26 protein-coding genes and 5 pseudogenes are annotated in these 24,228 nt (G+C 72.9%); 16 read left to right on the forward strand and 15 right to left on the reverse strand.

Translation table 11 applies throughout. From position 1 onward, the window contains the following. Positions 1 to 54 precede the first annotated feature (54 nt). Positions 55 to 228, forward strand: coding sequence for a hypothetical protein (locus AC38ZX_RS13250; RefSeq protein WP_491294754.1), 174 nt, complete (start codon positions 55 to 57; stop codon positions 226 to 228). Here AC38ZX_RS13250 and AC38ZX_RS13255 read toward each other — a convergent pair. The 13 genes and pseudogenes from AC38ZX_RS13255 to AC38ZX_RS13315 all read right to left on the reverse strand — a co-directional run bounded on the left by AC38ZX_RS13255 (position 203) and on the right by AC38ZX_RS13315 (position 10,202). After that, positions 203 to 2,392: a family 78 glycoside hydrolase catalytic domain gene (locus tag AC38ZX_RS13255; protein WP_491294756.1), complete on the reverse strand. Its 2,190-nt coding sequence runs from the start codon at positions 2,390 to 2,392 to the stop codon at positions 203 to 205. The two genes, AC38ZX_RS13250 and AC38ZX_RS13255, sit on opposite strands and share 26 nt — an antisense overlap. 166 nt (positions 2,393 to 2,558) lie before the next feature. After that, positions 2,559 to 2,795, reverse strand: a pseudogene (locus AC38ZX_RS13260) (hypothetical protein); the annotation flags it as partial. 1 nt (position 2,796) lies between these two features. After that, a complete protein-coding gene (locus AC38ZX_RS13265) occupies positions 2,797 to 3,567 on the reverse strand; it encodes an ATP-binding cassette domain-containing protein (protein ID WP_491294759.1) in 771 nt (256 codons plus the stop codon). Between the two features lie 5 nt (positions 3,568 to 3,572). Then, complete coding sequence (locus tag AC38ZX_RS13270; RefSeq protein WP_491294761.1) at positions 3,573 to 4,679, reverse strand: ABC transporter permease; 1,107 nt, start codon at positions 4,677 to 4,679, stop codon at positions 3,573 to 3,575. 29 nt (positions 4,680 to 4,708) lie between these two features. Further along, the gene (locus tag AC38ZX_RS13275) at positions 4,709 to 5,713 is read right to left on the reverse strand and encodes a sugar ABC transporter substrate-binding protein (protein WP_426592397.1); all 1,005 of its coding nucleotides are present in this window, start codon (positions 5,711 to 5,713) and stop codon (positions 4,709 to 4,711) included. A gap of 135 nt (positions 5,714 to 5,848) precedes the next feature. After that, on the reverse strand, positions 5,849 to 5,980 hold the full coding sequence (locus AC38ZX_RS13280; RefSeq protein WP_491294763.1) for a hypothetical protein: 132 nt from the start codon (positions 5,978 to 5,980) through the stop codon (positions 5,849 to 5,851). 43 nt (positions 5,981 to 6,023) lie between these two features. Next, positions 6,024 to 6,731, reverse strand: coding sequence for an NAD(P)H-dependent oxidoreductase (locus AC38ZX_RS13285; RefSeq protein ID WP_491294766.1), 708 nt, complete (start codon positions 6,729 to 6,731; stop codon positions 6,024 to 6,026). Positions 6,732 to 6,801: 70 nt separating this feature from the next. After that, positions 6,802 to 7,119 (reverse strand): annotated as a pseudogene (locus AC38ZX_RS13290) (ketopantoate reductase C-terminal domain-containing protein); the annotation flags it as partial. 25 nt (positions 7,120 to 7,144) lie between these two features. Then, positions 7,145 to 7,642, reverse strand: coding sequence for a ketopantoate reductase family protein (locus AC38ZX_RS13295; RefSeq protein ID WP_491294768.1), 498 nt, complete (start codon positions 7,640 to 7,642; stop codon positions 7,145 to 7,147). Further along, positions 7,639 to 7,923, reverse strand: a complete 285-nt coding sequence (locus AC38ZX_RS13300; protein WP_491294770.1) for a heme-binding protein — start codon at positions 7,921 to 7,923, stop codon at positions 7,639 to 7,641. Before AC38ZX_RS13300 ends, AC38ZX_RS13295 begins: the two co-directional genes overlap by 4 nt. Next, positions 7,811 to 8,608 (reverse strand): annotated as a pseudogene (locus AC38ZX_RS13305) (GlcG/HbpS family heme-binding protein); the annotation flags it as partial. The gene AC38ZX_RS13300 and the pseudogene AC38ZX_RS13305, both read right to left, overlap by 113 nt. Continuing rightward, positions 8,605 to 9,399 (reverse strand): SDR family NAD(P)-dependent oxidoreductase, encoded by a 795-nt coding sequence (locus tag AC38ZX_RS13310; protein WP_491294771.1) that lies wholly within the window; start codon positions 9,397 to 9,399, stop codon positions 8,605 to 8,607. The gene AC38ZX_RS13310 and the pseudogene AC38ZX_RS13305, both read right to left, overlap by 4 nt. Positions 9,400 to 9,443: 44 nt before the next feature. After that, entirely contained in the window at positions 9,444 to 10,202 is a 759-nt protein-coding gene (locus AC38ZX_RS13315) for an SDR family NAD(P)-dependent oxidoreductase (RefSeq protein ID WP_491294772.1), read from the reverse strand. A 183-nt stretch (positions 10,203 to 10,385) separates the two neighbouring features. Between AC38ZX_RS13315 and AC38ZX_RS13320 the strand changes: the two genes are divergently transcribed. The 15 genes and pseudogenes from AC38ZX_RS13320 (at position 10,386) to AC38ZX_RS13390 (ending at position 22,668) form a co-directional block, all read left to right on the forward strand. Next, complete coding sequence (locus tag AC38ZX_RS13320) at positions 10,386 to 11,216, forward strand: IclR family transcriptional regulator (protein WP_491294774.1); 831 nt, start codon at positions 10,386 to 10,388, stop codon at positions 11,214 to 11,216. 69 nt (positions 11,217 to 11,285) lie between these two features. Then, a complete protein-coding gene (locus tag AC38ZX_RS13325; protein ID WP_491294775.1) occupies positions 11,286 to 11,795 on the forward strand; it encodes a carboxymuconolactone decarboxylase family protein in 510 nt (169 codons plus the stop codon). 65 nt (positions 11,796 to 11,860) lie between these two features. Then, positions 11,861 to 12,334 (forward strand): hypothetical protein, encoded by a 474-nt coding sequence (locus AC38ZX_RS13330; RefSeq protein WP_491294777.1) that lies wholly within the window; start codon positions 11,861 to 11,863, stop codon positions 12,332 to 12,334. Continuing rightward, the gene (locus AC38ZX_RS13335) at positions 12,226 to 12,492 is read left to right on the forward strand and encodes a fumarylacetoacetate hydrolase family protein (protein WP_491297420.1); all 267 of its coding nucleotides are present in this window, start codon (positions 12,226 to 12,228) and stop codon (positions 12,490 to 12,492) included. The genes AC38ZX_RS13330 and AC38ZX_RS13335 overlap by 109 nt, the downstream gene beginning before the upstream one ends. Further along, entirely contained in the window at positions 12,489 to 12,758 is a 270-nt protein-coding gene (locus AC38ZX_RS13340) for a fumarylacetoacetate hydrolase family protein (protein WP_491294778.1), read from the forward strand. Before AC38ZX_RS13335 ends, AC38ZX_RS13340 begins: the two co-directional genes overlap by 4 nt. Then, positions 12,755 to 13,594, forward strand: a complete 840-nt coding sequence (locus AC38ZX_RS13345) for a fumarylacetoacetate hydrolase family protein (RefSeq protein WP_491294781.1) — start codon at positions 12,755 to 12,757, stop codon at positions 13,592 to 13,594. The genes AC38ZX_RS13340 and AC38ZX_RS13345 overlap by 4 nt, the downstream gene beginning before the upstream one ends. After that, positions 13,591 to 14,799: a 4-hydroxybenzoate 3-monooxygenase gene (locus tag AC38ZX_RS13350; RefSeq protein ID WP_491294783.1), complete on the forward strand. Its 1,209-nt coding sequence runs from the start codon at positions 13,591 to 13,593 to the stop codon at positions 14,797 to 14,799. Before AC38ZX_RS13345 ends, AC38ZX_RS13350 begins: the two co-directional genes overlap by 4 nt. Next, entirely contained in the window at positions 14,796 to 15,554 is a 759-nt protein-coding gene (gene pcaH, locus AC38ZX_RS13355; RefSeq protein ID WP_491294785.1) for a protocatechuate 3,4-dioxygenase subunit beta, read from the forward strand. The genes AC38ZX_RS13350 and pcaH overlap by 4 nt, the downstream gene beginning before the upstream one ends. After that, positions 15,547 to 16,116, forward strand: coding sequence for a protocatechuate 3,4-dioxygenase subunit alpha (pcaG, locus tag AC38ZX_RS13360; RefSeq protein WP_491294787.1), 570 nt, complete (start codon positions 15,547 to 15,549; stop codon positions 16,114 to 16,116). Before pcaH ends, pcaG begins: the two co-directional genes overlap by 8 nt. After that, complete coding sequence (locus AC38ZX_RS13365; protein ID WP_491294789.1) at positions 16,113 to 17,300, forward strand: lyase family protein; 1,188 nt, start codon at positions 16,113 to 16,115, stop codon at positions 17,298 to 17,300. Before pcaG ends, AC38ZX_RS13365 begins: the two co-directional genes overlap by 4 nt. Continuing rightward, a complete protein-coding gene (gene pcaDC, locus AC38ZX_RS13370; RefSeq protein ID WP_491294791.1) occupies positions 17,297 to 18,493 on the forward strand; it encodes a bifunctional 3-oxoadipate enol-lactonase/4-carboxymuconolactone decarboxylase PcaDC in 1,197 nt (398 codons plus the stop codon). Before AC38ZX_RS13365 ends, pcaDC begins: the two co-directional genes overlap by 4 nt. Beyond that, positions 18,468 to 19,259, forward strand: a complete 792-nt coding sequence (locus tag AC38ZX_RS13375) for a CoA transferase subunit A (RefSeq protein WP_426592412.1) — start codon at positions 18,468 to 18,470, stop codon at positions 19,257 to 19,259. The genes pcaDC and AC38ZX_RS13375 overlap by 26 nt, the downstream gene beginning before the upstream one ends. Next, a pseudogene (locus tag AC38ZX_RS13380) lies at positions 19,259 to 19,907 on the forward strand (CoA transferase subunit B). Before AC38ZX_RS13375 ends, AC38ZX_RS13380 begins: the two are co-directional and overlap by 1 nt. Continuing rightward, positions 19,904 to 21,116 (forward strand): annotated as a pseudogene (locus AC38ZX_RS13385) (acetyl-CoA C-acetyltransferase). The pseudogenes AC38ZX_RS13380 and AC38ZX_RS13385 overlap by 4 nt, the downstream one beginning before the upstream one ends. 13 nt (positions 21,117 to 21,129) lie before the next feature. Beyond that, entirely contained in the window at positions 21,130 to 22,668 is a 1,539-nt protein-coding gene (locus AC38ZX_RS13390; protein ID WP_491294794.1) for a glycoside hydrolase family 43 protein, read from the forward strand. On the opposite strand, the gene AC38ZX_RS13395 is transcribed toward AC38ZX_RS13390, so the two are convergent. Continuing rightward, a complete protein-coding gene (locus AC38ZX_RS13395; RefSeq protein ID WP_491294796.1) occupies positions 22,665 to 22,913 on the reverse strand; it encodes a hypothetical protein in 249 nt (82 codons plus the stop codon). The genes AC38ZX_RS13390 and AC38ZX_RS13395 overlap by 4 nt on opposite strands. A gap of 123 nt (positions 22,914 to 23,036) precedes the next feature. Continuing rightward, entirely contained in the window at positions 23,037 to 23,873 is an 837-nt protein-coding gene (locus tag AC38ZX_RS13400; RefSeq protein WP_491297422.1) for an ABC transporter permease, read from the reverse strand. Between the last annotated feature and the right edge of the window lie 355 nt (positions 23,874 to 24,228).

Raw genomic sequence — 24,228 nt, forward strand, 5'->3', positions numbered from 1 at the left:
GTTCGTGCTCCCCGGGCGCGAGGTCGACGTGCTCGCCGTCGCCATCGACGGTCCGTGGCTCAAGCCGCGGAGGCCGTCGAGTACGTGCGGGCGGTCGGCCCGCGGGTCGCGGTGCCGATCCACGAGGGCGAGACGACCGACCCCGCCAAGTACGCCGGGATGCTCGCCGCGTTCAGCCCCGAGGGCGTCGTGCGTCGGCTGGTCAGCGGTGAGGCCACGGCGCTGTAGCACGGTGCTCGCCCGGGCCGACCTGCGTGCGCGTCCCGTCGGGCAGCACGATCTCGGCGGACGTGCCGGGCGGGACCTGGACGTCGAGCACGAAGCCGTCGTCGCCGATCCGCCACGCGACCTCGATCGACCCGAACGGGCTGACGTGGCGGAACGCGGCCCAGGTCAGGCCGCCACCGGGCAGCGGCGCGACACGGAACGTCCGGTAGCCCGGCGCGGTCGGCTGCAGACCCGCGACGTGGCGGTGCAGGAACGACGCCACCGCGCCCTTGCTGTAGTGGTTGAGCGACCCGTGCGCCTCCCCCTCGGCGTCCACGCCGCCCCAGTGCTCCCAGACAGTGGTCGCGCCGCGGTCGAGCATGGTGAGCCACGACGGCTCGGTGTCCTGCAGGAGCAGTGCGTACGCGGCGTCGACGTGGCCCGCCTCGGCCATCGTGGGCAGCAGGAGCCCGGTCGACAGGAACCCCGTGCTCAGGTGTCCGCCGGCCTCGGCGACCAGCTCGACGAGCCGCGCGGCGACGGCGTCACGGCTCTCGGGCGGCACCAGGTCGAAGGCGAGCGCGCGCACGTGGGACGCCTGCGTCTGGACCAGTAGCGTCCCGTCGTCGGCCACGAACTCCGCCCGCCAGGCCTCGCGCGCGCCGTCGGCGACCCGGCGGTAGCGTGCGACGTCCTCGCCGAGGAGCTCACCGATGCGCACGAGCGTCGCGGCCGAGCGGTGCAGGTACGCCGTCGCGACCTCGGACTTGTCCGCGCCGACGAACGCGCGGAAGTCGCCGACCTCGACGCCGGGCTCGAGCCACTCGCCCCAGTGGAAGCCCGTGTCCCAGAGGAACTCCTCGTGCGGGGCCGCAGGTGCCGTGCGGCCGGCGTGCCGTCCCTGCGCGGCGCCGCGGATCGCGAACTCGAGCCATCGGGTGGCCGCCGGCCACGACTCGCGCAGCAGCGACAGGTCTCCGTAGGCCTGGTAGAGGTCCCACGGCGCCGCGACGACCACGTCCCCCCAGCCCGCCGAGCCGTTCAGGAACGCCAGCGGACCGTCGAACCCCTCGGCCGGTGGGCACGGCGACATGTTGGCGACGCACCCGTCGTCGCGCTGGTCGAGCGCCACGTCGCGCAGCCACTCCCGGCTGAACCCGAGCACGTCGAACAGGGCCGCCGCGGTCGGGGCGAAGACCTGCCAGTCGCCGGTCCAGCCGGCGCGCTCGCGCTGCGGGCAGTCGGTGGGGATGTCGCAGACGTTCCCCCGCAGCGACCAGACGACAGCGTCGTGCAGGCGCTCGACGCGTTCGTCGCTGCAGGCGAACCAGCCGGTCCGCCGCAGGTCGGTGTGCACGACGACCCCGGTCACGTCGTCCGGCCCGAGCACGCCGGGATGGCCATCGATCCGTGCGTACCGGAACCCGTGCGTGGTGAACCGCGGCTCGAAGACGTCCCCGGGCACGCCGGCCGACGTGACCACGTCCACCTGCCCCAGGGGCAGCGGCTCGGGAAGCATCGGCAGGTCCACGTCGAGGTGCCCGGTGGTCAGGTCGCCGTCGGGACCGAGGTGCTCGCCGTGGCGCAGCACGAGCGTGGTGCCCGACGGACCCAGGTCCCGCACCCGCAGCCACCCGTTGATGTTCTGCCCGAGGTCCACGAGCGATGCCCCGTCGGGCAACCGGGTCACCGCGACCGGGCGGAGGTCCTCGACGCGACGCACCGGGGGCGCGACCGACCGGACGACCCTGACGTCGACGTCACGCGCGACCGCCGGGGCCCACCCCGAGGCGTCAAGCAGCCTGCGGTCCTCACGCTGGCCGCCGATCAGGTCGGCGGCGAGCACGTGCGAGGACGCGGTGACCCAGTGCGGACCGGTCGCCGCAAGCGTGGTCCAGCCGTCGTCCGCGCGCGCGTCGAGCTGCAGGCGCAGCGCCACCTCGGTGCCGAACTGGTCGGCGGCTCGCGGAGCACCCACCTGCCCGCGGTACCAGCCGTCGGCGAGCAGCACCTGCACCACGTTCGGACCCGGGCGCAGGTGTCCCGTGACGTCGTACCACTGGCGCTGGACCCGTCGCGCGTACTGCGTGTACCCGGGCGCGAGCTCGACGTCGCCGACGCGTTCGCCGTTGAGGAACACCTCGTAGAGCCCGAGCGCGGTGACGTGCAGGTACGTGTCGGTCACCGTCCCGACGTCGACCTCGGACCGCAGCCAGTACGCGGGCCGCCCCCGGCGGAGGTCGCACCGGTTCGTGCACGCCGATCCAGGCCGCCGACCAGTCGTCCTCGCCCAGCAGGCCGCTCTCCAGCAGGACCGGGTCGCTCCAGGCGCTCTCGCCCAGGTCGGTCCGGACCGTCACGCGCGCCCGGCACGTGCGGCGGGCGCGGTCGAAGACCGGCACCTCGACGAACGACTGCCGGTCGGAAGCGGTCCAGCCGGAGTCGTAGCCGTCGTCCGTGACGACGCGGTAGGCCGACTGCCGGGTCGCCCCGTCCGGGAGCCACCACGAGACCGCGGGCCGTTCGCCGTGCCCGAACGCGTCGCCTCCGACGACGTCCGTGCGGACGGCCCGCGGTGCCCCGAGCACGTCAGACGAACATCGAGGCTCGCGCCCCGGTGATCCACCCGACGAGCTGGTCGTTGTCGGTCTGCGCCGTCGGCAGGTCGGCCACCAGCTGGCCGCGGTTGAGCACGGCGATCCGGTCGCACACCGCTGTGGCCAGCGGCAGGTTGTGCGTCACCAGGACGATCGCGATCCCCTGGTCGGCCATGCGCCGGATCAGCGCCTGGACCTGCTGCGTCTGCTCGTAGCCGAGCGCCGCCGTGGGCTCGTCGAGGAGCAGGACACCGTTCCGCTCGCCCGTCACGCGCGTCGCGCTGCGGGCGAGGGCGACGACCTGCCGTTGCCCTCCCGAGAGCATCTCGACGGGCCGGGTCATCGCCGCCGTACGGACGCCGAGCCGCTGAAGCTCCGCCTCCGACCGCTTGCGCTGGGCCTTGTGGTCGACGAAGCCGATCTTGCCCAGCAGGCCCTTGCGCAGGATCTCGCGGCCGATGTTGAGGTTCGTGGCGATGTCCAGCGGCTCCACGAGCGCGAGGTCCTGGTAGACCATCTGGATCCCGGCGTTCGTGGCGTCGCTCGGGGCGTGGAACTCGACCTCGGTGCCGTGCACGCGCACGACGCCGGCGGAGGGCCGGTGCGCCCCGGACATGATCTTCAGCAGGGTCGACTTGCCCGCGCCGTTGTCGCCGAGCAGTCCGACGACCTCTCCCTGCTCGACCCGGAAGTCGATCGAGTTGAGGGCGCGGACGTAGCCGTAGTGCATGTCGACGCCCGAGAGCTCGAGGGCTGCGGTCATCGTCATCACCTCGTTCCGGTGTGGACGGACGCCTGCGCGGTCGTCATGAGCCGCCGCGAGACGGAGATCGAGATCCAGCGCTCCAGTGCGAGCGAGCCGAGCAGCAGGAGACCCGTGACGCCGGTCGCGTAGTACGGCTGGACGCCCTTGATGGTCAGGCCGTTGGAGATCGTCGCCAGGATGAGGGCGCCGACGAGCACGCGGGGCAGGCTGCCCCGGCCACCGACGAGCGAGACTCCGGCCAGCGCTACGGCGGTCAGGGCCGTGAAGATGATTCCCGGGCTGGCGGACGGGCTGGCCTCGGTCACCGTCGCGGCCGTGACGAGCCCGCCGAGCGCCGCGCACCCGCTGCTGATCACGAACGCGAGGACGCGGTACCGGTTGCTGTGGATGCCCGACCGGCGCACGGCCTCGGCGCTGCCGCCCACGGCCATGAGCCGGATGCCGTCCCGGGTCTTGGTCAGGAACACGGTGCCGACGAGGAACAGCACCGCGACGATCCACACCGGAGCCGGGACGCCGAGGTAGCGCCGGGTGCCCATGAAGTCGAGGGCCTCGAGGCCCGGGATCGTGTAGCCACCCGCGATGATCGCCGCGATGGCAGAGGTCACCGACAGCATGGCGATCGTGACGATGATCGGGTTGAAGCCGCGCAGCGAGATCAGCCCGTTGAGCAGGCCGATCAAGGCCCCGACCAGCAGCCCCGTGACGAGTGCGAGCCAGACAGGCAGACCGTTGATGATCATCCAGCCGGTCAGGCAGAGCGACAGAGCCGCGACGCCCGGGATGGACAGGTCGAGCGCCCCGCAGATGATCCCGACGGCCACACCGGCCGCGAAGATCGCGCTGATCGCCGCCGCGTTGGCTATCAGGATGGCGTTGTTGACGCTCGCGAAGTAGGGGTTGGCCCAGACGCTGAACACGATGATCAGCAGCCCCCACAGCACGAAGATGCCTCGGTCACGCAGGAAGATCAGGCCGCGCACTCCGGCGCTGTCTCCCACGGGGGCGGCACTGTTAGGGCCGGGGGCGGGCGTCGTCGGCTCCACGGGCCCGGTGGCCCCCGTCGTGTCGGGGGCCACCTTTCCGTGCGCCTCAGCAGGAAGGCTCATGGTCATGTCATTTCCTCGAACGTGGTCGGTCAGCTGTCCTTCGTGATGACCTTCTGCGGCACCGTGAGGATCGGGCCCTCAGCGGTCGGGTCCGCCTGCATCTTCACGAGCGTGTCGAACGACTGCGTCATGTCGTCGCCGAACTGCAGCGCGACGGAGGCGAAGATCGTTCCGTCCTTGACCAGGGCGAGCACCTCGTCGTTACCGCCGAACTCGGCGATGCACGGGAGGTCCCGACCGGCGGCCTTGAACGCGCCGATCGCGCCGAGCGCGCCCTCGTCGTTGGCGGCGGCGACCGCGTTGACGTCCGGCTTGCCCTGCAGGATGTTCCCGACGTCGGTCTGCGACGCGGCGCGGTCGCTGAGCGTCCAGTTCTGCACCACGGTCGCGCCGGGCGCGGCCTTCTTCAGGGCCGCCAGGAAGGCGTCGTCGGACTCCTTCTTGCCTGCCGTGCCCGGGGCCGACTCGCCGTAGATCACCTGGGCCTTGCCGCCCATCTTCTGCGTGATGCACTTGCCCAGCTGGTCGCCGAGCGCCGTGCCCCCGGCCGCGTAGTCGATCGTGTCGAACGAGATGCCGGCCTGCGGGCCGTCGAAGCCGTAGTCGGCGGGGACGCCGTTGATCAGCACCGGGATGCCCTTGCCCTGCGCCGACTTCAGCACGTCGGCCATCGACTTGGGGGCGATCGCGATGATCCACGCGGCGCCGGCGCGCCCGGACTCGAGCACCTCCGTGACCTGCTGGGCCTGCTTGGTCGGGTCGAGGCTCGGGTCCTGGACGACGACCTCCCAGCCCTGCGACTTGCCGTACCCGGTCACGCCCTCGGACAGCCCCTTCATGGCGGGGACCTGCAGTCCGATCGGCGAGAAGAGGAGCGTCTTCGGCAGCGTCGACGCGGCCGACGAGCTGCCGCCGGCCGGCTGGGACGACGACGGCGTGTCGGACCCGCCGCTGCAGGCCGCCAGGAGGAGCGCCGTCACACCCACGGCGAGTCCGGACAGGGTGCGCTTGTGGTGCCCACGGAACGTGCTCACGGGATCTCCTTTGATCTCTCGGGGCCGCCGCTTCACTTTCACATCGTGAAAGCGACTTTCCAATGTCCATACGGTATGCCTGCGGCACGCCGTTGTCTACGTTTCAGAGCGGTGTTACGAACCTGTGATCGGACGTCAGCCGGGCGGGTGAACGACCGGGCCGAACGCGGCGTAGGCCCGTGCGCGCTCGTCGATCTCCTCGCGGAGGCCCTCGTGGCGCTGCGCGGTCTCGACGATCTCCGCATAGTGCGAGCGCTTCTCCTCCATCGAGATGACCGACGTCGTGAGATCGGTCCACTCGACGGTGGCGTCAGTGGTCAGGTGCCCCCGCGCCCCGCACGTCGCGCACTCGACGTCGCGACCGGACAGGACGACCACGTCGAAGCTGGCACATCGGGCAGGTGCCCGGCGTCCCCAGGTACTCCGCATCCGGCCAGGCGCGGCCCAGCTGGCTCGCCACGTGGCCACCCAGCGACGCCGCGCGAGCCAGCGCCGCTTCGTCGAGCACGACCGACCGCGGGGTCCCCGCGCCCTCGACCACCATCTGGTCCACGACCTTGATGTGCATCGAGAAGGCGAGCGTGTGCATGACGGGCAGTGCGAGCGCCTTCCACTGGGAGGTCAGCGACCCACCGCACGCGATGAACGCACCGACCCGCGGCTTGAGCACCCGCTCGTCGACGCGGAACGGCACGGCGGGCTCCGCGCCGGCGCGCCGGGCCTCGAGCAGGCCCGCCACGATCGCCGCATCGGCGTTGGGCCCGAGCAGCAGGTCGGCGAGGACCTTCAGGCGGCCGGGCACCGTGCGGCTGATGATCGGTGCGCTGACGACCCAGGCGTCGCACGCGACCAGCCGATCCCAGAACCAGTCGGCGTCCTGCGGCAGCCGGAGCTCCTCCAGCCGCGCGAGCTCGACCGCGGCGCCCGCCTCCTGGGCGCTGCGCAGCGCCTCGATCAGCAGGATCTCGGCGCTCCCGCCCGGGACCCCGCACCCGAGCCCGAGCACCCGGCCGGTCATGACCACGACTCTCGAGCCCGTGGACGAGTGCGACCATCGCGTCGTGCAGCGGCGTCGGTACGCCCACGCGGGTGCCCTCCAGGGCGATACCGCCGTTGAGCACGTCGACCTCCGTCCTTCGGTGGGCGAGCACGTCCTGCAGCATCGAGGGCTTGTGCCCGAACGCCTCGTCGATGGCCTCCTGGACGGACTCCGACGGCTCACGCAGCAGCACGATCCCCGCGGCGGCACAGACGTCGAGCGCCTCGGCGATCAGGGCGTCGACCTGCGGGCGCAGACCCGGATCGGTGCACACCTGGCCGACGGTCAGCCCGGTGAGGGCGGCGAGCGGGCTGGTCGCGGCGTTGAACACGACCTTGGTCCACTGCGGGCCGCGCGCGTCGGCCATCGCGTGGGTGCGCAGCCCGCCCGGGTCAGCAGCGGGCGAGCTGCGCGATCTCGTCCGACCGTGCGGGGCTGGGCTCGAACGGCCCGAACCACGAGTCGCCCGGGGCGTCGTAGCGCACGGTCCCCGGTGCCGTCACGGCTCCGGCCGTGATGATGCTGCCGCGCACGACCCTGGGAAGCGCCTCGGCCAGGACCTCCTCGTTGCCGATGCCGTTCTGCAGGCTCACCACCGCCGCGTCCGCGAGCGCCGCGCGGGCCGCCTGCACCGCGGGACGGGTGTGCAACGACTTCGTCGCGACCATCCCGAACTCGCACGTCGGCAGCTGCGCGGCATCCGTCACCGCGTGCACCGGGGCGACGAAGTCGGCGTTCCCCGTCACCCGCAGGCCGTCGCGGTCGATCGCCGCGACGTGCTCGGCCCACGGGTCCACCGCCCAGACCTCCACGTCGGGCACCCGCGCCAGGTGCGCGGCGTAGAGGCTGCCGATCGCACCGCAGCCCAGGACCGCGACGCGCACGCTCACGAGGCCGCCACCTCGGCGGCGATATCCGAACAGACCTCGGGGTCAGCGCCGCCGACCCCGAGCCCGCCGACGACCCGGCCGGCCACGACGAGCGGCACTCCCCCGGGAGCCGCCAGGAACGGCGACGGCGACAGGGCGCCGAGCGCGGCAGCACCGAAGGCGTTCGAGAAGCTCGGCGCTGGCCATGCCGAACCGGGCCGCGGCCGACGCGGTCGCGAGCGCGACGTCCACGCCGCCGGCCACGCCGTCGTCCATCCGGTCCTGCTGCACGGGATCGCCACCCCGGTCCACGACCGCGACGGACACCCGCAGGCCGCGGGACCGTGCCAGGTCCATGACGGCGTCGCACAGGTCGACGGCCCACGCGAGCTCGACCTGCGCGCCCGCCGGGGGCGCGGGCTTCATCCCGAGGCTCGCCTCGGGCGTCACCACCAGGTCGCCGAACCGCGCCTCCCACCGCGCGCGGTCGTCGCCGTGCTGACCGACGTAGCCGCCGCCGAGCGCGTACGCGATGAGCAGGTCCTCGGGGTTGGCGGGCTCACCGTCCGCGCTGACCACCTCGGGGGCCACGCCGGTGGGCAGGAAGGGGCTCACGGTCGCGCCCGAGGCGGCGATACCGCCGACGACCACGCCGTCGAGCAGGACCGGCATGCCGCCGGCGCCCGGGAACACCGCCTCGGGTGACGCGGCGACGAACCCGGTCGAGATCGGCACGGGCAGCACGGTCATCCGGTGCAGGTGCTCGGCGCTCGGGATCTGCTGGGTCGCCGAGATCCACGCCTTCGAGCGCGCCCGCGCCATGCCGCCCGGTCCGCCGTGGTCGAGACGCGACGCCGTGACCAGCGCGCCGCTGGCGCCGACGACGGCGATGCCGCCCCGCAGGCCGAGCTGCTCGGCCTTGTCGACGGCCCGCCGCACGAGGGCGCGGGCCTCGGCCAGGGGGAGGTCGCGCGGGTGGTCGCTCACGCGCCGACCATGTTGTAGCCACCGTCGGCGACCATGTAGGTCCCGGTGATGTGCGCGGCGTCGTCGGTGGCGAGGAACAGTGCGGCGCCCGCGACCTCGGCCGGTCCCGGGATGTGGCCCATCGGCGTCATCGCCCGCAGCTGGTCGCCGCGTCCGGACTGCCAGTCCTTGCGGCCGAGGGTGGCCTCGGTCTCCATGAAGCCGGGGGCGAAGATGTTGACGCGGACCGTCGGGGCGAAGGCATGGGCGTACGACTTGGTGGCGCCCAGCAGGCCGTACTTCGCCGCCGCGTACTGGGGCGCCCGCGCGCTGCCGCGCACGATCACGGTCGACCCGATGTTGACGATGCTCCCGTGCCCCTGCTCGAGCATCCGCTGCCCGAACTCGTGGATGCACGCCATGGTGCCCTTGATGTCGACCGCCAGGACGTGGTCGATCGACTCCTCTGTGATGTCCCGCCACGACATCTGCTCGCGCGCGACGTCGCCCACGTTGTTGATCAGCACGTCGACCTGGCCGAGCGCCTCGAACGCGGCGTCGGCCATCGCGGCGACCTGCGCCCACTCGACGATGTCCGCCTGCAGGAGGACCGCCTCGGCACCCTCGGCCCGGACACGGGCGGCGGTCGCCTCGGCGCCCGCGGCCGAGCTGCGGTAGTGGATGCCGACGGCGCGGGCACCCTCCTGGGCGGCGCGGACCGCGATCTCGGCACCGAAGCCGGTGCCGGCGCCCGTGACGACGACGGAGCGGCCCTCGAAGCGCCGCGGGACGGGGAGGGGAGCGAGTGGCACGGCGGTGTGTCCTTTGTTCTCGGTGCTGTCGGTCGGGGTGGCGGCTAGACGAGCGTTCGTCCGCCGTCGATGTAGAGGCACTGCCCGGTGATGAACTCGGCCCGCTCGGAGAGCAGGAAGGTCACAGCGTCGGCGACCTCGGCCGGCTTGCCGAGGCGACCCGCCGGGACGAGCGACTCGAGCGCCTCGCGGTGCCCGTCGCGCTCCAGGTACGTGCGGGTGAGGTCGGTCTCGACGTAGCCGGGTCCGACGGCGTTGACCGCGACGCCGTGCGGCGCCCACTCGCGGGCCATGACGCGCATCATCTGGTTGATGCCGCCCTTCGTCGCGGCGTACGGCGCGTGGTCGGCGTGGGCGAGCAGGGCCGACACGGACGAGACGAAGACGATGCGTCCGCCCCGGGCCGCAACCATCCGGCGTCCGACCTCCTGGCCGAGCCACCACGCCGTGGAGAGGTTGAGCGTGAGGATCGACTGCCAGTCGTCGTCGTCGAGGTCCAGGACCGGGCGGCGGTCGTTGCGCCCGACGGCGTGCAGGAACAGCCGCGGCGTCCCGACGATCGACGTCGCCTGCGCCACGAGGGCGCGGCTCGCCTCGGCGGTCGAGACGTCCGCCTCGAGCGTGACCACCTCGACGCCTTCGTCCTTCGCGGCACGTGCGACCGACTCGAGCGCGGCCCCGTCCTTGTCCGCGACGACCACCTGCGCACCCTGGACCGCCAGGCTCAACGCGCTGGCGCCGCCGAGACCGCCTGCCCCCACGACGAGCGCGGGCCTACCCCCAAGACCGAGCCATTCCGCCATGGACCCCAATGTCCCTTCGCTGTCGCGTTTACTTTCACATCATGAAAGTCGCTTTCCAATAGACTAGGCTAGACCCCGCGAGCCTGTCCAGGGCGACGTAGGACGTTCCCCCTAGGCTGACGCCGAAGCCGGGACGAGAGCACGCGAACGAGCAGATGAGCCGACAACGCACGGAGGACATCGATGCCCCCCAAGACCAAGGTCGCCGACGACGCCGACCCGGCCGACGGCGGAACGACCGAGAAGCGCGAGTACCGCGTCGAGGCGCTGGCCAAGGGCCTGCGGATCCTGAGCCTGTTCGACGAGCAGCGGCCGTCCTGGCGCGTGACCGACCTCGCGACCGCGGCGGGCCTGCCCATGCCGACCGTCTACCGCGTCGTGCAGACGCTCGCGTCGGAGGGCTACCTCGACCACCTGCCCAACGGCGACTACCGCCCCGGGGTGCGCACGCTCACGCTCGGGTCGGCCGCGCTGCGCAGCCTCGACCTCGTGGGCGTCGCGACGCCGAAGCTCCAGCAGCTGGGCGAGAGCACGGGCGAGACCGTGAACCTCGCCGTGCTCACCGGCGACCACGTCCTGTACCTCGTGCGCCTGCGCAACTCCGACCTCGTGACCGCGAACATCCAGGTCGGGTCCACGCTGCCGGCCGTCACGACGTCCATCGGCAAGCTCCTGCTCGCCCACCTGGACGACGACGACCTGCGGTCCCGCATCACCCAGGAGTCGTTCCAGGCGCAGCACGGTCCGAACGCGAAGGTGTCGCTGGAGAAGCTCGGCGCGGAGCTGGAGCAGATCCGGCAGCAGGGCTGGGCGATGCAGGACGAGGAGCTCGCCTACGGGCTGCGCTCGGTCGCGGGCCCGATCGAGGGAGCCGCCGGCCGCGTCGTGGCAGGCGTGAACCTGGCCGTCCAGGCGCGCGACTGGTCCACCCAGCGGATCGTCCGGGAGCTGCGGCCGACCCTGCTGGACACGTGCGCGGAGATCTCGGCGCTGCTGTCCGGCGGCCACGCGTGAGCAGGGCCCCTCGGCTGGTTCCCGCCGCCCTCGACGAGGCGCAACGGGCGGTCTACGACGCCGTCGCGGGTGGTCCCCGAGCGCAGGGGCCCGCGCTCTTCCGGCTGGTCGACCCCGACGGCGCGCTCGAGGGACCGTTCAACGCGTTCCTGCTGCAGCCGGGGCTGGGGATGGCCCTGCAGGAAGCTCGGCGCGGCCGTCCGCTACGGGACGACGTTCACCGACCGCGCCCGCGAGATCGCGATCCTCGTCGTCGCGGTGCACCACGACTCGGAGTTCGAGTGGTACGCGCACGAGGCCGTGGGCCGTCACGCCGGGCTCACGGACGCCGAGCTCGACGCGCTGCGCGCCGGCGACGTCGACTCCCTGCCGTACGTCGAACAGGTCGTCGCCCGCACCACGCGGCTGCTCCTGGAGTCCAGAGACCTCGACGACGACGCCTTCACCACGGCCGTCGACGCCCTCGGACTCCCCCAGGTCTTCGAGCTGCTGACCCTCGTCGGCTACTACGAGACGCTCGCGCTGCAGCCCGGGTCCTGCGGGTCGCGGCTCCGGTCGACTGACGCCACGCTGGCTTGACATGCGCTCCGCCGCGTCGTCAGAATTGTGAAACTAACTTTCGTAGAGTGAAAGAGGGTCGAGCGATGAAGCTCGTGACGTTCAACGAGGGCCAGGTCGGCTACGTCGACGGGGACGAGGTCGTGGAGCTGGGCGTCGGCTCGATGCGGGAGTACTTCGAACGCGGTGGGGACGTCGACGAGACCGGCCAGCGGTTCGCTCTGGACGCGGTGCGTCTGCGGGCCCCGATCGTCCCGAAGAAGTTCTTCCACACGGCCGGCAACTTCGCCGCCCACCACGAGGAGCTCAAGGCCGTCAACTGGTCGCACCCCGTGCACAAGGGCATCGTGTTCTTCCAGAACGTCGACGCGATCATCGGCCCGGACGACGCCATCGTGTACCCCGAGGGCCTCACCCGTGGTCCTCGACTACGGCTAAGCTCGGCGTCGTCATCGGCAAGAGCGGCAAGTTCTTCGGGCCCGAGGAGGCCGAGGACTACATCGCCGGCTACCTCGTGTTCAACGACATCACCGCGCGCGACATCCAGCGGCGCGAGATGAAGTCGGGGGTCTTCTCGTTCTCCAAGGGCATCGACACGTTCTGCCCGATCGGCCCGTGGATCGTCACCAAGGACGAGGTCCCGGACCCGACCAACCTGCGCATGGAGGACTGCGGGTCAACGGAGACGTCCGGCAACGGGGCAACATGTCGGACATGATCCTGTCGCTCCCCCACCTGGTCGCCTACCACTCGGCCCAGGGCTACAGCGCCGGCGACATCATCACCACGGGAACCATCTCCGGCGTCGCCGCGATCCAGCCGAACCCGTTCGACTTCTACCTGCAGCCGGGTGACCGGATCGAGGCCGAGATCGAGGGCGTGGGAGTCCTGCGCAACCAGGTGGTCCCGTGGAGCGCGGCGCACGACACCGAGCCGTACACGATCGACCTCTACTCCTCGCCCGTCGAGAAGCTGACGCGATGAGGTTCGGCACGCTCGACGGTCGGTTCGTGCTCGTGCGCGACGACCGCGCGCTCGACGTGGCCAACGCGTCGGCCGGCGCGCTCCCGGCCGACCCGGTCGCGGTGCTCGAGCGCTGGTCCGACCTCGTCGACTGGGCCGCGGGCGCGGACTGGTCCGGCTCGGTGGCCGTGACCCCCGACCAGCTCGGTGCGCCCGTCCCTGCTCCCCGGCAGGTGTTCGCGATCGCGCTGAACTACCGCCCGCACGCCGCCGAGGCCGGGTTCGTCGCCCCCGACGAGCCGCTGGTGTTCACCAAGTTCCCCAGCATCACGGGTCCGGTCACCACGGTCGAGCTGCCGCCCGGGCACGTCGACTGGGAGATCGAGGTCGTCGTCGTCATCGGCAGGGGCGGCTACCGCATCCCCCGGGAGCAGGCCTGGGACGTCGTCGCCGGCCTCACCGTCGGGCAGGACCTCTCCGAGCGCGTGCAGCAGCTCACGGGCACGCCCCCGCAGTTCTCGCTGGCCAAGTCGCACCCGGGGTTCGGCCCGACGGGTCCGTTCGTCGTCACGCCCGACGAGCTGGGCGACCGCGACGACGTCGGCTTCGCGTCGCGGATCGGCGACGAGGTCATCCAGCAGGGCCGCACGAGCGAGCTGATCTTCCCGATCGACGACCTGGTCGCGCGGCTCTCGGCCGTCTGCCGGCTGCTGCCCGGCGACCTGATCTTCACGGGCACGCCCGCCGGCGTCGGGAACCGCCGGACGCCGCCCCGGTTCCTGCAGCCGGGCGAGACGCTCGTCAGCACGGTCGACGGCATCGGAGAGATCCGCCAGACGTTCGTCGCCCGGCCGTGACCGGTTCGGCTCGCGAGTCGACGTCCGTCGCCATCATCGGCGCCGGGCCGGCCGGGCTGACGCTCGGCCACATCCTTGCTCAGGCCGGTATCCCGTTCCGGATCATCGAGCGCACCACCCGAGAGCACCTGCTCGGCCGCGTCCGCGCGGGCGTGCTCGAGCAGGGGACGGTCGACCTGCTCGCCTCCCTCGGTCTGGACGGGGACCTGCGTCGGCGCGGGCTGACCCACCACGGGATCTACCTGCAGTACGAGGGCCGGCGGCACCACGTCGACTTCGACGAGCTGGTCGGGCGGACCGTCACCGTCTACGGGCAGCAGGCGCTCGTCGCGCACCTGCTCGCCGAGCACGACCGGATCGGGTCGAACGTGCGGTTCGAGACGACCGGGATGCAGGTCGACGGGCTGACGACGTCCAGCCCGACCGTGCACTACGTCGACGGGAGTGGCCCGGTCGAGCTGTCGTGCGACGTCGTGGTCGGCGCCGACGGCTACCACGGCATCGGCCGCCAGTCGCTGCCCGCCGCATCGAGGGTCGCCTGGGAGCGTGCCTACCCCTACGCCTGGCTGGGCATCCTCGCCGACGTCGAGCCCTCGACGGACGACCTGATCTACGCGCTGCACCGCGACGGGTTCGCGATGCACTCCATGCGCTCGCGCGAGGTCTCCCGGCTGTACCTGCAGGTCGCTCCCGACGAGTCGATCGGCGACTGGAGCGACGGGCGGATCTGGGAGGCCTTGCAGACCCGGCTCGGTGTCGACGGATGGACGCTGGCCGAGGGTGCGGTCACCGAGAAGTCGATCACCCCGATGCGCAGCTTCGTCGCGTCCTGCCTCTCGCACGGGCGCCTGTTCCTCGCCGGCGACGCGGGCCACGTCGTGCCGCCGACCGGCGCGAAGGGGCTCAACTCGGCGGTCGCGGACGTCGCCCTGCTCGGACGGGCTCTGCTCGACCATCGCGCGGGCGACGACACCGGCCTGGCGACGTACAGCGAGCGGGCGCTCGCGCGGCAGTGGAAGGTGCAGCAGTTCTCCCAGTGGATGACGCAGATGCTGCACGTGCACGACGACGGGGACGCGTCCGCGCGCGGGTTCGCGTATCGCAGCCAGGTCGGACAGCTCGAGTACGTCACCCGCTCGCGCGCGGCACAGCAGAGCCTCGCCGAGCAGTACGCCGGGCTGCCGTTCAGCGAGGGAGCAGCATGACGGAGGCCAGCCAGCAGACGATCTCCGCGGAGATCGCCGACCGGCACGCCCGCGAGCGGGGCAACCCGGCGGTGCACCCGCGACTCGACTTCGCGCCGTACCGGTCCGCCGTGCTGCGCCACCCGACCCACGAAGCCGTCCGGGCCGACCCCGAAGAGATCGAGCTGGTCTCCCCCGCGTTCGGCCACACCGACGTCGCGGCGCACGAGTCGGACCTGACCGTCCAGCACGCAGGCGAGCCCCTCGGCGAGCGGATCATCGTCACCGGGCGCGTCCTGGACGGCGAGGGTCGACCCGTCGCCGGTCAGCTCGTCGAGGTCTGGCAGGCCAACTCCTCGGGCCGGTACGTGCACAAGCGCGACCAGCACCCCGCGCCGCTGGACCCGAACTTCACCGGCGTCGGCCGCGTGATCACCGGCGACGACGGTTCGTACCGCCTCACGACCATCAAGCCGGGGCCGTACCCGTGGCGCAACCACCGCAACGCGTGGCGCCCCGCGCACATCCACTTCTCGTTCTTCGGCACCGCGTTCACGCAGCGGCTGATCACCCAGATGTACTTCCCGGGCGACCCGCTGTTCGGGCTCGACCCGATCTACCAGTCGATCACCGACCCCGCCGCCCGCGCGCGTCTGGTCGCGGCCTACGACCACGACGTCAGCGAACCGGAGTGGGCGCTGGGGTTCCGCTGGGACGTGGTGCTGACCGGCCCGCGGGCCACCTGGACCGAGCCGGAGGACGCCGACCATGTCTGAGCACGGCACAGGGCAGACGCCCGCGCAGACGGTGGGCCCGTTCTTCGGGTACGCCCTGCCGTATCCGGGTGGGCCCGACGTCCGCGCGCCGTGGCAACCCGACGCGATCCGGCTGCACGGCCTCGTGCTCGACGGTGCCGGGGAACCCGTCCCGGACGCGCTGGTCGAGGTCTGGGGCGCCGACGCCGACGGTCGCCCGTCGACCGAGCGCGGGTCGCTGGACCGCGACCCGCACGGGTTCACCGGGTTCGGCCGTTCCGCGACCGCCCGGGACGGTCGATACGCGTTCAGCACGCTCAAGCCGGGCAGCAGCCGACCCGGCTCGGCGCCGTACGTGGTCGTGGCCGTGTTCGCCCGCGGCCTGCTGAACCACCTGCTGACCCGCGCCTACTTCGCCGACGAGGTCGACGCCAACGGTGCCGACCCGCTGCTGCAGCGTGTCGACGCCGACCGACGCGCCACGCTCGTCGCCGAGCTGGACGGCCCGCGGTCCTACCGGTTCGACATCCGCCTGCAGGGCGCCGGCGAGACCGTCTTCCTCGACTACGGGACACCGCAGTGAACGACTGGGGGCTGCTGCAGACCGTGACCGCCGGTTCGCGCGACGTCGCTGGGGACGACGACGTGCTCGAGACGATGGTGCACGTGGAGGCGGCGCTGCTGCGCGCCTGGGGGCACGTCGACGGCACGTCCGACCAGGACGCGGCGGCCGAGGCGCTCGACGCCGTGGATCCCTCCACCCTCGACCGCACCGCACTCGTGGAGGGCGTCGCGCAGGACGGCGTGGTCGTTGTCGCTCTCGTGCGCGAGCTGCGCGGCGTGCTGGACCATGCGGGACTGCCCGTCACGCGTCTGCACGCGGGGGCCACGAGCCAGGACGTGCTCGACACCGCCCTCGTGCACGTCGCCCGGGAGGCGTTCGCGCAGCTGCGGGTACGCCTCGTCGCCGCGGGCACCGCGCTCGCCGTGCTGGCCGACGCCGAGCGGGCCTCGGTGCGGGTCGGGCACACGCTCGGGCGGGACGCCGCACCCACCACCCTCGGCGTGCAGGTCGCGGGGTGGCTCGACGGGATCAGCTCGGCGATCGCGGCGGCCGACGGCGCGCGGTTCCCCGTGCAGCTCGGCGGGGCGGTCGGCACGGGTGAGCAGGCCGACCGCATCGCCGGACGTCCCGGCGCGATCACGACCCTGCGCGCAACGCTCGCCGCGGACCTCGGTCTCGACGACCCGGGTCGGTCGTGGCACACCGAGCGGACCCCGGTGCTCGCGCTCGCCGGCGCGGCCGCGACGGTCGTCGCCGTCCTGGGGCGGATCGGTCGTGACGTCGTCGCCGGCTCCCGCACGGGCGTCGACGAGCTCGCGCTGGCCGGCGGCGGCGCGTCGTCGGCGATGCCCCACAAGCGCAATCCCGTCGGACCGGTCGTGATGAGCGCGGCGGCGCTGCAGGCGCCCGGGCTGCTGTCGACCATCGCGCGTTCCGCGGCGTCGGTCGACGAGCGACCCGCGGGCGAGTGGCACGCGGAGTGGTCGCCGCTGCGCGACCTCCTGCGCCTCGCGGCCGGCTCGGCCGACGCGGCGGCACGCACCGTCGCGGGTCTGTCCGTGCACCGAGAGGCGGCGGCCCGCAACCTCGCGGTTGCGGACGTGGGCGTCGTGGACGACGTCACGCTCGCTGCCTGCGGCGGCGTCGTCGACGCTGCCGTGGACCGGTTCCGGACCACCCTCGACGACGGGCACCGCCGATGAGCCCTGTGCGCCTCCACGGTTCGTTCGCCCCCGGCACGACGCCGGGCGCCCACCAGGACCTGCTCGTCCTGCTCCCGTCTCTCGGCACCACCACCGACCTCTGGGACGGTGTGGTCGCCAGCCTGCGCGCCGATCCTGCGACCAGCGCCCTGCGGATCCTGCGGGTGGACCTCCCCGGGCACGGGACGAGCCCGGCGCGGCACGAGGCGTTCACGGTCGCGGACCTCGCCGATGCGGTGCTCGACGTCGTCGACGAGGCGGGTGGCGGCTCGTTCCACGTCGGCGGCGTCTCGCTGGGCGGTGCGGTCGCGCTCGAGCTGGCGGCCGGGCACGCCGCGCGGGTGCTCAGCCTGACGATGTCGTGCAGCGGCGCCCGGATCGGCACCGCCGACGGATGGGCCGCGCGTGCCGAGCAGGTGCGCGAGGGCGGCACCGCGTCCCTGGTGGCGGGGAGCGCGGCGCGTTGGTTCGCGCCGGGATTCCTGGCGCGCGGCGACCGCGGCGGCGCCCACGCCCTGGACCAGCTGCTCGACGTCGACGACGAGTCGTACGCCCGGTGCACCGACGCGCTGGCGACGTTCGACCGGACGGGCGGCGTCGGCACCGTCACCGCGCGCACCCTGCTGGTCAGCGGCGCATACGACGAGGTGACCACGCCCGCCTCGATGCAGGCGCTGGCCGAGGAGTTCCCGGTCGCGACGCACGCGACGATCGCGTCCGCGGGCCATCTCGCCGTGCTCGAGGAGCCCGCGACGGTGGCGGCCCTCCTGCGCGACCACCTCGGGGGCGACGCCCACGCACGCGGGATGCGCGTGCGGCGCGAGGTCCTGGGCGACGCCCACGTGGACGCCTCGGTCGCCGCGACGACGCCGCAGACCGCCGCGTTCCAGGACTTCCTCACCCGCTACGCCTGGGGCGAGGTCTGGGCCCGACCGGACCTGTCCCGGCGCGAGCGGTCGATCGCGACCCTCGCCAGCCTGGTCACGGGCGGCCACGAGGCGGAGCTGCGGATGCACGTGCGCGCCGCCCTGCGCAACGGGCTGACGCCGGACGAGGTCGCCGAGGTCGTCCTGCACACCGCCCTCTATGCCGGCCTGCCGGCCGCCAACACCGCGATGGCGGTCGCCCGCGAGGTCGTCGCCGAGGCACACGTAGAAGGAGACGGACATGGACAAGACGGTCGCGACGGCTGACGAGGCCGTCGCCGACATCCCGTCGGGCTCGTCGCTGGCCGTCGGCGGCTTCGGCCTGTCCGGGGTGCCCATCGCGCTCATCCGCGCCCTGCTCGCCCGCGGGGTCGACCAGCTCGAGGTCGTCTCGAACAACTGCGGGGTCGACGGCTGGGGGCTGGGCGAGCTGCTCGCCGCCGGCCGGATCCGGCGCGTCGTCGCGAGCTACATCGGCGAGAACAAGGAGTTCGCCCGTCAGTACCTGGGCGGCGAGGTCGAGGTCGAGCTGACCCCGCAGGGCACGCTCGCCGAGCGGCTCCGCGCCGGCGGTGTCGGCATCCCGGCGTTCTACACCGCCGCGGGCGCGGGCACCGCGGTCTCGGACGGCGGCATGCCGCTGCGCTACGCCGCCGACGGCTCGATCGCCCTGGCCAGCGGGGCCAAGGAGCTGCGCCCGTTCGCGAGCCTCGGCCGGAGCCGCGAGTACGTGCTGGAGGAGGCGATCCGCACGGACTTCGGGCTGGTACGGGCGGCGGTGGGCGACCGGCACGGCAACCTGCGCTTCGAGAAGTCGACCCGCAACTTCAACCCCCTCGCGGGGATGGCCGGCCGCGTCACGATCGCGGAGGTCGACGAGCTGGTCGAGCCGGGCGAGCTGGGTCCCGACGACATCCACCTGCCCGGCATCTACGTCGACCGTGTCGTCCTGCTCACCCCCGAGCAGTCCGCCGACCTCCCGATCGAGAAGGTCACCGTCCGCGTCCGACCAGTCGAGATCGAGGAGTCCTGATGCCGCTGACCCGTGACCAGATGGCCGCCCGCGCCGCCCGTGAGCCTCGAGGACGGCTCCTACGTGAACCTCGGCATCGGCCTGCCGACCCTCATCCCCAACCACCTGCCGCCCGGCGTCGAGGTCGTGCTGCACTCCGAGAACGGGATCCTGGGCGTCGGACCGTACCCGTGGGAGGGCGAGGCGGACGCCAAGCTCATCAACGCCGGCAAGGAGACCGTCACCGTCCTGCCCGGGGCCGCGTACTTCGACTCGGCCGCCAGCTTCGGCATGATCCGCGGCGGCCGGGTCACGCACGCGGTGCTCGGCGCCATGCAGGTCTCGGCCGGCGGCGACATCGCCAACTGGGCCGTGCCCGGCAAGATGGTCAAGGGCATGGGCGGGGCGATGGACCTGGTGAACGGCGCGGCGCACGTGCTGGTCGTCATGGAGCACGTCGCCAAGGACGGTTCCGCCAAGATCGTCGAGCAGTGCACCCTGCCCCTGACCGGACGCGCGTGCGTCGACCGGATCATCACCGACCTGGCCGTGCTGGACGTCACGGACGACGGCCTGCGGCTCGTCGAGCTGGCGCCCGGCGTCACCGTCGACCAGGTGCGCGAGGCCACCGGCGCGCCGTTCTCGGTGGCGCCGGGGGTGCCGGGATGACCGCGCTGCGCGAGGTCGTCCTCTGCTCGCCCCTGCGGACCCCGGTCGGACGCTTCGGCGGAGCGCTCGCTCCCCTGGACGCCCGGGCCCTTGCCACGACCGTCCTGCGCGCGCTCGTCGAGCGGACCGGTCTGGACCCGGCGGCGGTCGACTCCGTGATCGGCGCGCAGGGCTACCCGACCATGGAGTCCCCCGCGTTCGGCCGGGTCGCCGCGCTCGACGCCGGCTTCCCCGTGACGACGACGGGGTACCAGCTGGACCGGCGGTGCGGATCGGGGTTGCAGGCGGTCCTGAACGCGGCCATGGAGGTGCAGACCGGCGTCGCGGACGTGATCGTCGCGCTCGGCGCGGAGTCCATGTCCAACGCCCCCCTCTACACCGAGCAAGGCCGGCGCGGCCTGCCGCCGGGCGGTCTCCTCCTGCACGACGCGCTGGCCCGGGGGCGGGAGATGGTCGGCGGTGTCGACTACCCCACGCCCGACGGCAACGTCGGCACGGCCGAAGCCCTGCGCGCCGAGTACGGGATCAGCCGACAGGCCCAGGACGCTCTGGCGCTGCTCGCACCAGCGCGCGGTCGCCGCCCAGACCTCGGGGGCGTTCGATGCCGAGCTCGTGCCCGTCACCGTCCCCGGTCGTCGCGGGGAGGTCGTCGTCGACCGCGACGAGCACCCGCGCGCCGACGCCTCGCTCGACGCCCTCGCGGCGCTGCGGCCCCTCCTGGTGGGCTCCGACCCGGCGGCGACCGTCACCGCCGGGAACTCGAGCGGACAGAACGACGCCGCGGCGGCCTGCGTGGTCACCACGCCCGAGACCGCCCGAGCCCTGGGCCTGGAGCCGATGCTCCGCCTTCGCTCGTGGGCCGTCGCCGGCGTCGACCCCCGCCGGTTCGGCATCGCCCCCGTCCCCGCGACGAACCTCGCCCTCGCGCGGGCCGGCGCGACGCTCGCGGACCTCGACGTCGTCGAGCTCAACGAGGCGTTCGCCGTCCAGGTGCTCGCGTGCCTGGCCGACTGGGGCATCGACCCCGAAGATCCGCGCGTGAACCCCCGCGGCAGCGGCATCTCCCTCGGGCACCCGATCGGCGCCACCGGCGTCCGGATGCTCGCGACCCTCGCGCACGAGCTGCCGTCGCTGGACGCCGAGCTGGCGGTGGCGACCATGTGCATCGGCGGCGGGCAGGGGCTGGCCGCGGTGCTCGAACGCATCTGACCGGAGGACGCCCGTGACCTACCAGAACCCCGTCATCAAGGGAACCGCCCCCGACCCGTCGGCGGTTCGCGTCGGCGAGGACTACTACCTCGCCAGCTCCACGTTCGACCTGTTGCCAGGCATCACGATCCGCCACTCCACCGACCTCGTCACCTGGCGGATCGTCGGGCACGCGGTCTCGCGGCCTGCGCAGTACCGCAGGGACGGCGAGCCCGGACCGGTGGTCCTCTTCGCACCGACGCTGCGTCACCACGACGGGGTGTTCTACCTGGCGTGCACCAACGCGGTCGGCGGCCAGGGCAACTTCGTCCTGCGGACCACCGACGTGACCGGCGAGTGGTCGGACGCCCTGTGGATCGACTCCGACGGGTTCGACCCGTCCTTGTTCCGCGACGACGACGGCACCTGGTACTACACGCGGCGGAACCTGCAGTTCCGCCCGGACGGGAACCTCGGCCCGATCGTGCAGGCGACGATCGACCTGGCCACGGGCGTGCTCGGCGAGCTGCGCGACATCACCCCGCCGCACGGGTTCGCCAGCAACGACATCGAGGGGCCGCACCTGTTCGCTCGCGACGGCTGGTACTACCTGGCCTCGGCCGAGGGCGGCTCCTGGGCCGGGCACATGCAGACCATCGCGCGCAGCCGGTCACCCTGGGGTCCGTTCGAGGCCGCGCCGACCACCCCGTGGCTCACCCATCGGCACCTCGTCGCGAACCGGGTGCAGAACCTCGGGCACGCCGAGCTGGTGGAGGCGACCGACGGCGGCTGGTGGGCACTCGCGCTCGGCACACGGCACCCGCGCATGGCTCGGCACCACAACCTGGGGCGCGAGACCTTCCTGACGCCCGTCCGCTGGGTCGACGGGTGGCCGGTGGCCGGCGAGCGCGGCGACGGCACGACGAGTCTCGTCGTCGACGCCGATCCCCCCGTGCGCGGCCGCGGGATCGACCACGGGGTCGCAGACACCCTCTGGACGCGGGGCTGGAAGACGATCGGCGCCGCGCCGGCACGCCTCGACCCGCTCGACGCGGACGCGCGGATCGAGCTGCCCTGCGGACCGGACCCCCGGACCCGACCCGTCGGTGCGTGCGGCGCGCTCCTGCGCGCGCAGACCGAGGACGACCAGCGGTTCTCGGCCACGATCGTGAACGTGCCCGCCGGCGCGGTCGCGGGCATCGCGGCGTTCACCGACGCCTCGCACGTCGCCTCGTTGACGGTCGAGGAGGTCGACGGCGGGCGCGTCGCGGTCCTGACGCGCACGGTCGACGACGTCACGTCCCGGACGCACGTGCCGCTCCCTGCAGCCGGTGAGGTCGGGCTGCGGATCGACGGGCACGAGACCAGCTACGCGTTCGTCGCCGTCACCGACGGATCGGAGACGGTGGTGGGCCACTGCTCGGCCCGGCTCCTGTCCGCGGAGACCGCGCAATGGTTCGTCGGCGTGCACTGGGCCCTGCTCGCGGTGGGCGACGACGGTTCCACGACGTTCGCCGACGTGCAGATCACGGACCTCGCTCCGGGCGCGCCCGCCTCGCCGGTGCCGTTCTAGCACGGGCGAGGCGGGGCGTCGTCCCGAGCCCGGTAGACGTTCCGCTCCCACCGGTGCCTGCGTATCACCGCCCGCCGCTCCTCGGTCAGCCGACGCCCGTCGCTCGTGGCGCCGTTCCGCCGCTCGACGTGCGGGCCCTGGTCGCCGCGGAAGCACCGGTTGCGGAAGTCGCCGTCGGGGGATGCCGCGCCTGCTGCGATCCGCCCGGTGAGCCCGCCCTCGTCGAGACCGACGCGCACGATCACGCGACGGCGAGGTCGTGGACCGGCCGGCACGCGTCGTCCCCACCCGGTCGAGAGAACCCGCCAACGCCCCATGGCCACGAGGCGCCGACCCCGTGCCCATCGGGCGTTCGGACCGTCACGGCCTCAGTCGCGTGACCGCCCGGCGACGACGCGCGTGATGATGAGCACCGCGAGGATGACCGACCCGTTGAGGAAGTCGAACCACTCGCCGCTCACGCCGGCGAACGTCAGCACGTTCTGGACCAGGTACAGCAGCAGGATGCCGGTGAAGGCGCCGACGAGGCTGCCGCGCCCGCCGTTGAGGCTCACTCCCCCGATGACCGCAGCCGCGAACACCGTGAAGATCGCACCGCTGCCCTGGCTCGACGCGACGGAGGCCAGGTGCCCGGACAGGAGGATCCCGGCCAGGGCGGCGATCGCGCTGGCGAGGATGAACACCCACCAGAGCGTCCGATCGGTGCGGATGCCGGCCGCACGAGCGGCGTCGACGTTGCCGCCGATCGCGTACAGCGAGCGCCCGGAACGCAGGTACCGCAGGCCGAGCCCGCCGATGACGTACGCGACGACGCAGACCCAGACGGCCGCGGGGATGCCGAGCCAGGTGGCCGTGCCCAGGTACATCATCGAGCCGGTCATCCCGAAGAACGTCTGGCCCCCGGAGATGCCGGTGAGCAGCCCGCGCAGGGTGATGAGCATGCCCAGCGTCACGATGAAGGCGTTGAGCCCGAGCTTGACGATCAGGCCGGCGTTGATCGCGCCGATGATCACACCCACGGCCAGCGCGATCGGGATCGCCCAGCCGGGTGGCACGAGGTCGAGACCGTGGTTGATCCCGGTCGGCAGGGTGAGCCAGGCGGCAACCCCGGGTGCGAGGCCGACGGTCGACTCCAGCGAGAGGTCCATCTTCCCGGCCAGGAGCACCAAGGCCTCGGCCAGCACGAGGAGCCCGATCCACGACATCGACACCAGGACGTCCGTGAGGTTGCCGCGAGTGAGGAAGCTGGGGACACGAACGCGCCCACGACGACGACGAGGATGATCGGGGGGATCAGCGCCAGGTCGCGGAAGCGCGCGAGCGAGATGCTCGTGAGCCGGAGCGCCGGCGCCTCGGCCTTCGGCGGGTCGGGGACGGGCTGTACCGTGCCTGCCGAGCCTGCCACCGGATTCGTCACCTCATTGATCACGCGGATCCACTCCCTCTGACGCGTCGCCCGCTGCGGCGCCCACGAGGACGCCTTCCATCGCTGCCGCGACCCCTGGTCGTCCCAGGTGCCCTCCAACTCGCGGACGATCTCGCCGCGGAACATCACGAGCA

This window comes from Cellulomonas sp. McL0606 (genome assembly GCF_058248365.1).

Bases quoted from the DNA above. Each gene is read 5' to 3' on its own strand.
- AC38ZX_RS13330 (WP_491294777.1), top strand. From the start codon at position 11,861: ATGAAGCTCGTGACGTTCAACGAGGGCCAGGTCGGCTACGTCGACGGG.
- AC38ZX_RS13340 (WP_491294778.1), top strand. From the start codon at position 12,489: ATGATCCTGTCGCTCCCCCACCTGGTCGCCTACCACTCGGCCCAGGGC.
- pcaG (WP_491294787.1), top strand. From the start codon at position 15,547: ATGTCTGAGCACGGCACAGGGCAGACGCCCGCGCAGACGGTGGGCCCG.
- AC38ZX_RS13375 (WP_426592412.1), top strand. From the start codon at position 18,468: ATGGACAAGACGGTCGCGACGGCTGACGAGGCCGTCGCCGACATCCCG.
- AC38ZX_RS13265 (WP_491294759.1), bottom strand. From the start codon at position 3,567: ATGACCGCAGCCCTCGAGCTCTCGGGCGTCGACATGCACTACGGCTAC.
- AC38ZX_RS13400 (WP_491297422.1), bottom strand. From the start codon at position 23,873: ATGTCGTGGATCGGGCTCCTCGTGCTGGCCGAGGCCTTGGTGCTCCTG.
- pcaDC (WP_491294791.1), top strand. From the start codon at position 17,297: ATGAGCCCTGTGCGCCTCCACGGTTCGTTCGCCCCCGGCACGACGCCG.
- pcaH (WP_491294785.1), top strand. From the start codon at position 14,796: ATGACGGAGGCCAGCCAGCAGACGATCTCCGCGGAGATCGCCGACCGG.
- AC38ZX_RS13345 (WP_491294781.1), top strand. From the start codon at position 12,755: ATGAGGTTCGGCACGCTCGACGGTCGGTTCGTGCTCGTGCGCGACGAC.
- AC38ZX_RS13285 (WP_491294766.1), bottom strand. From the start codon at position 6,731: ATGACCGGCCGGGTGCTCGGGCTCGGGTGCGGGGTCCCGGGCGGGAGC.
- AC38ZX_RS13270 (WP_491294761.1), bottom strand. From the start codon at position 4,679: ATGAGCCTTCCTGCTGAGGCGCACGGAAAGGTGGCCCCCGACACGACG.
- AC38ZX_RS13320 (WP_491294774.1), top strand. From the start codon at position 10,386: ATGCCCCCCAAGACCAAGGTCGCCGACGACGCCGACCCGGCCGACGGC.
- AC38ZX_RS13280 (WP_491294763.1), bottom strand. From the start codon at position 5,980: ATGGAGGAGAAGCGCTCGCACTATGCGGAGATCGTCGAGACCGCGCAG.
- AC38ZX_RS13315 (WP_491294772.1), bottom strand. From the start codon at position 10,202: ATGGCGGAATGGCTCGGTCTTGGGGGTAGGCCCGCGCTCGTCGTGGGG.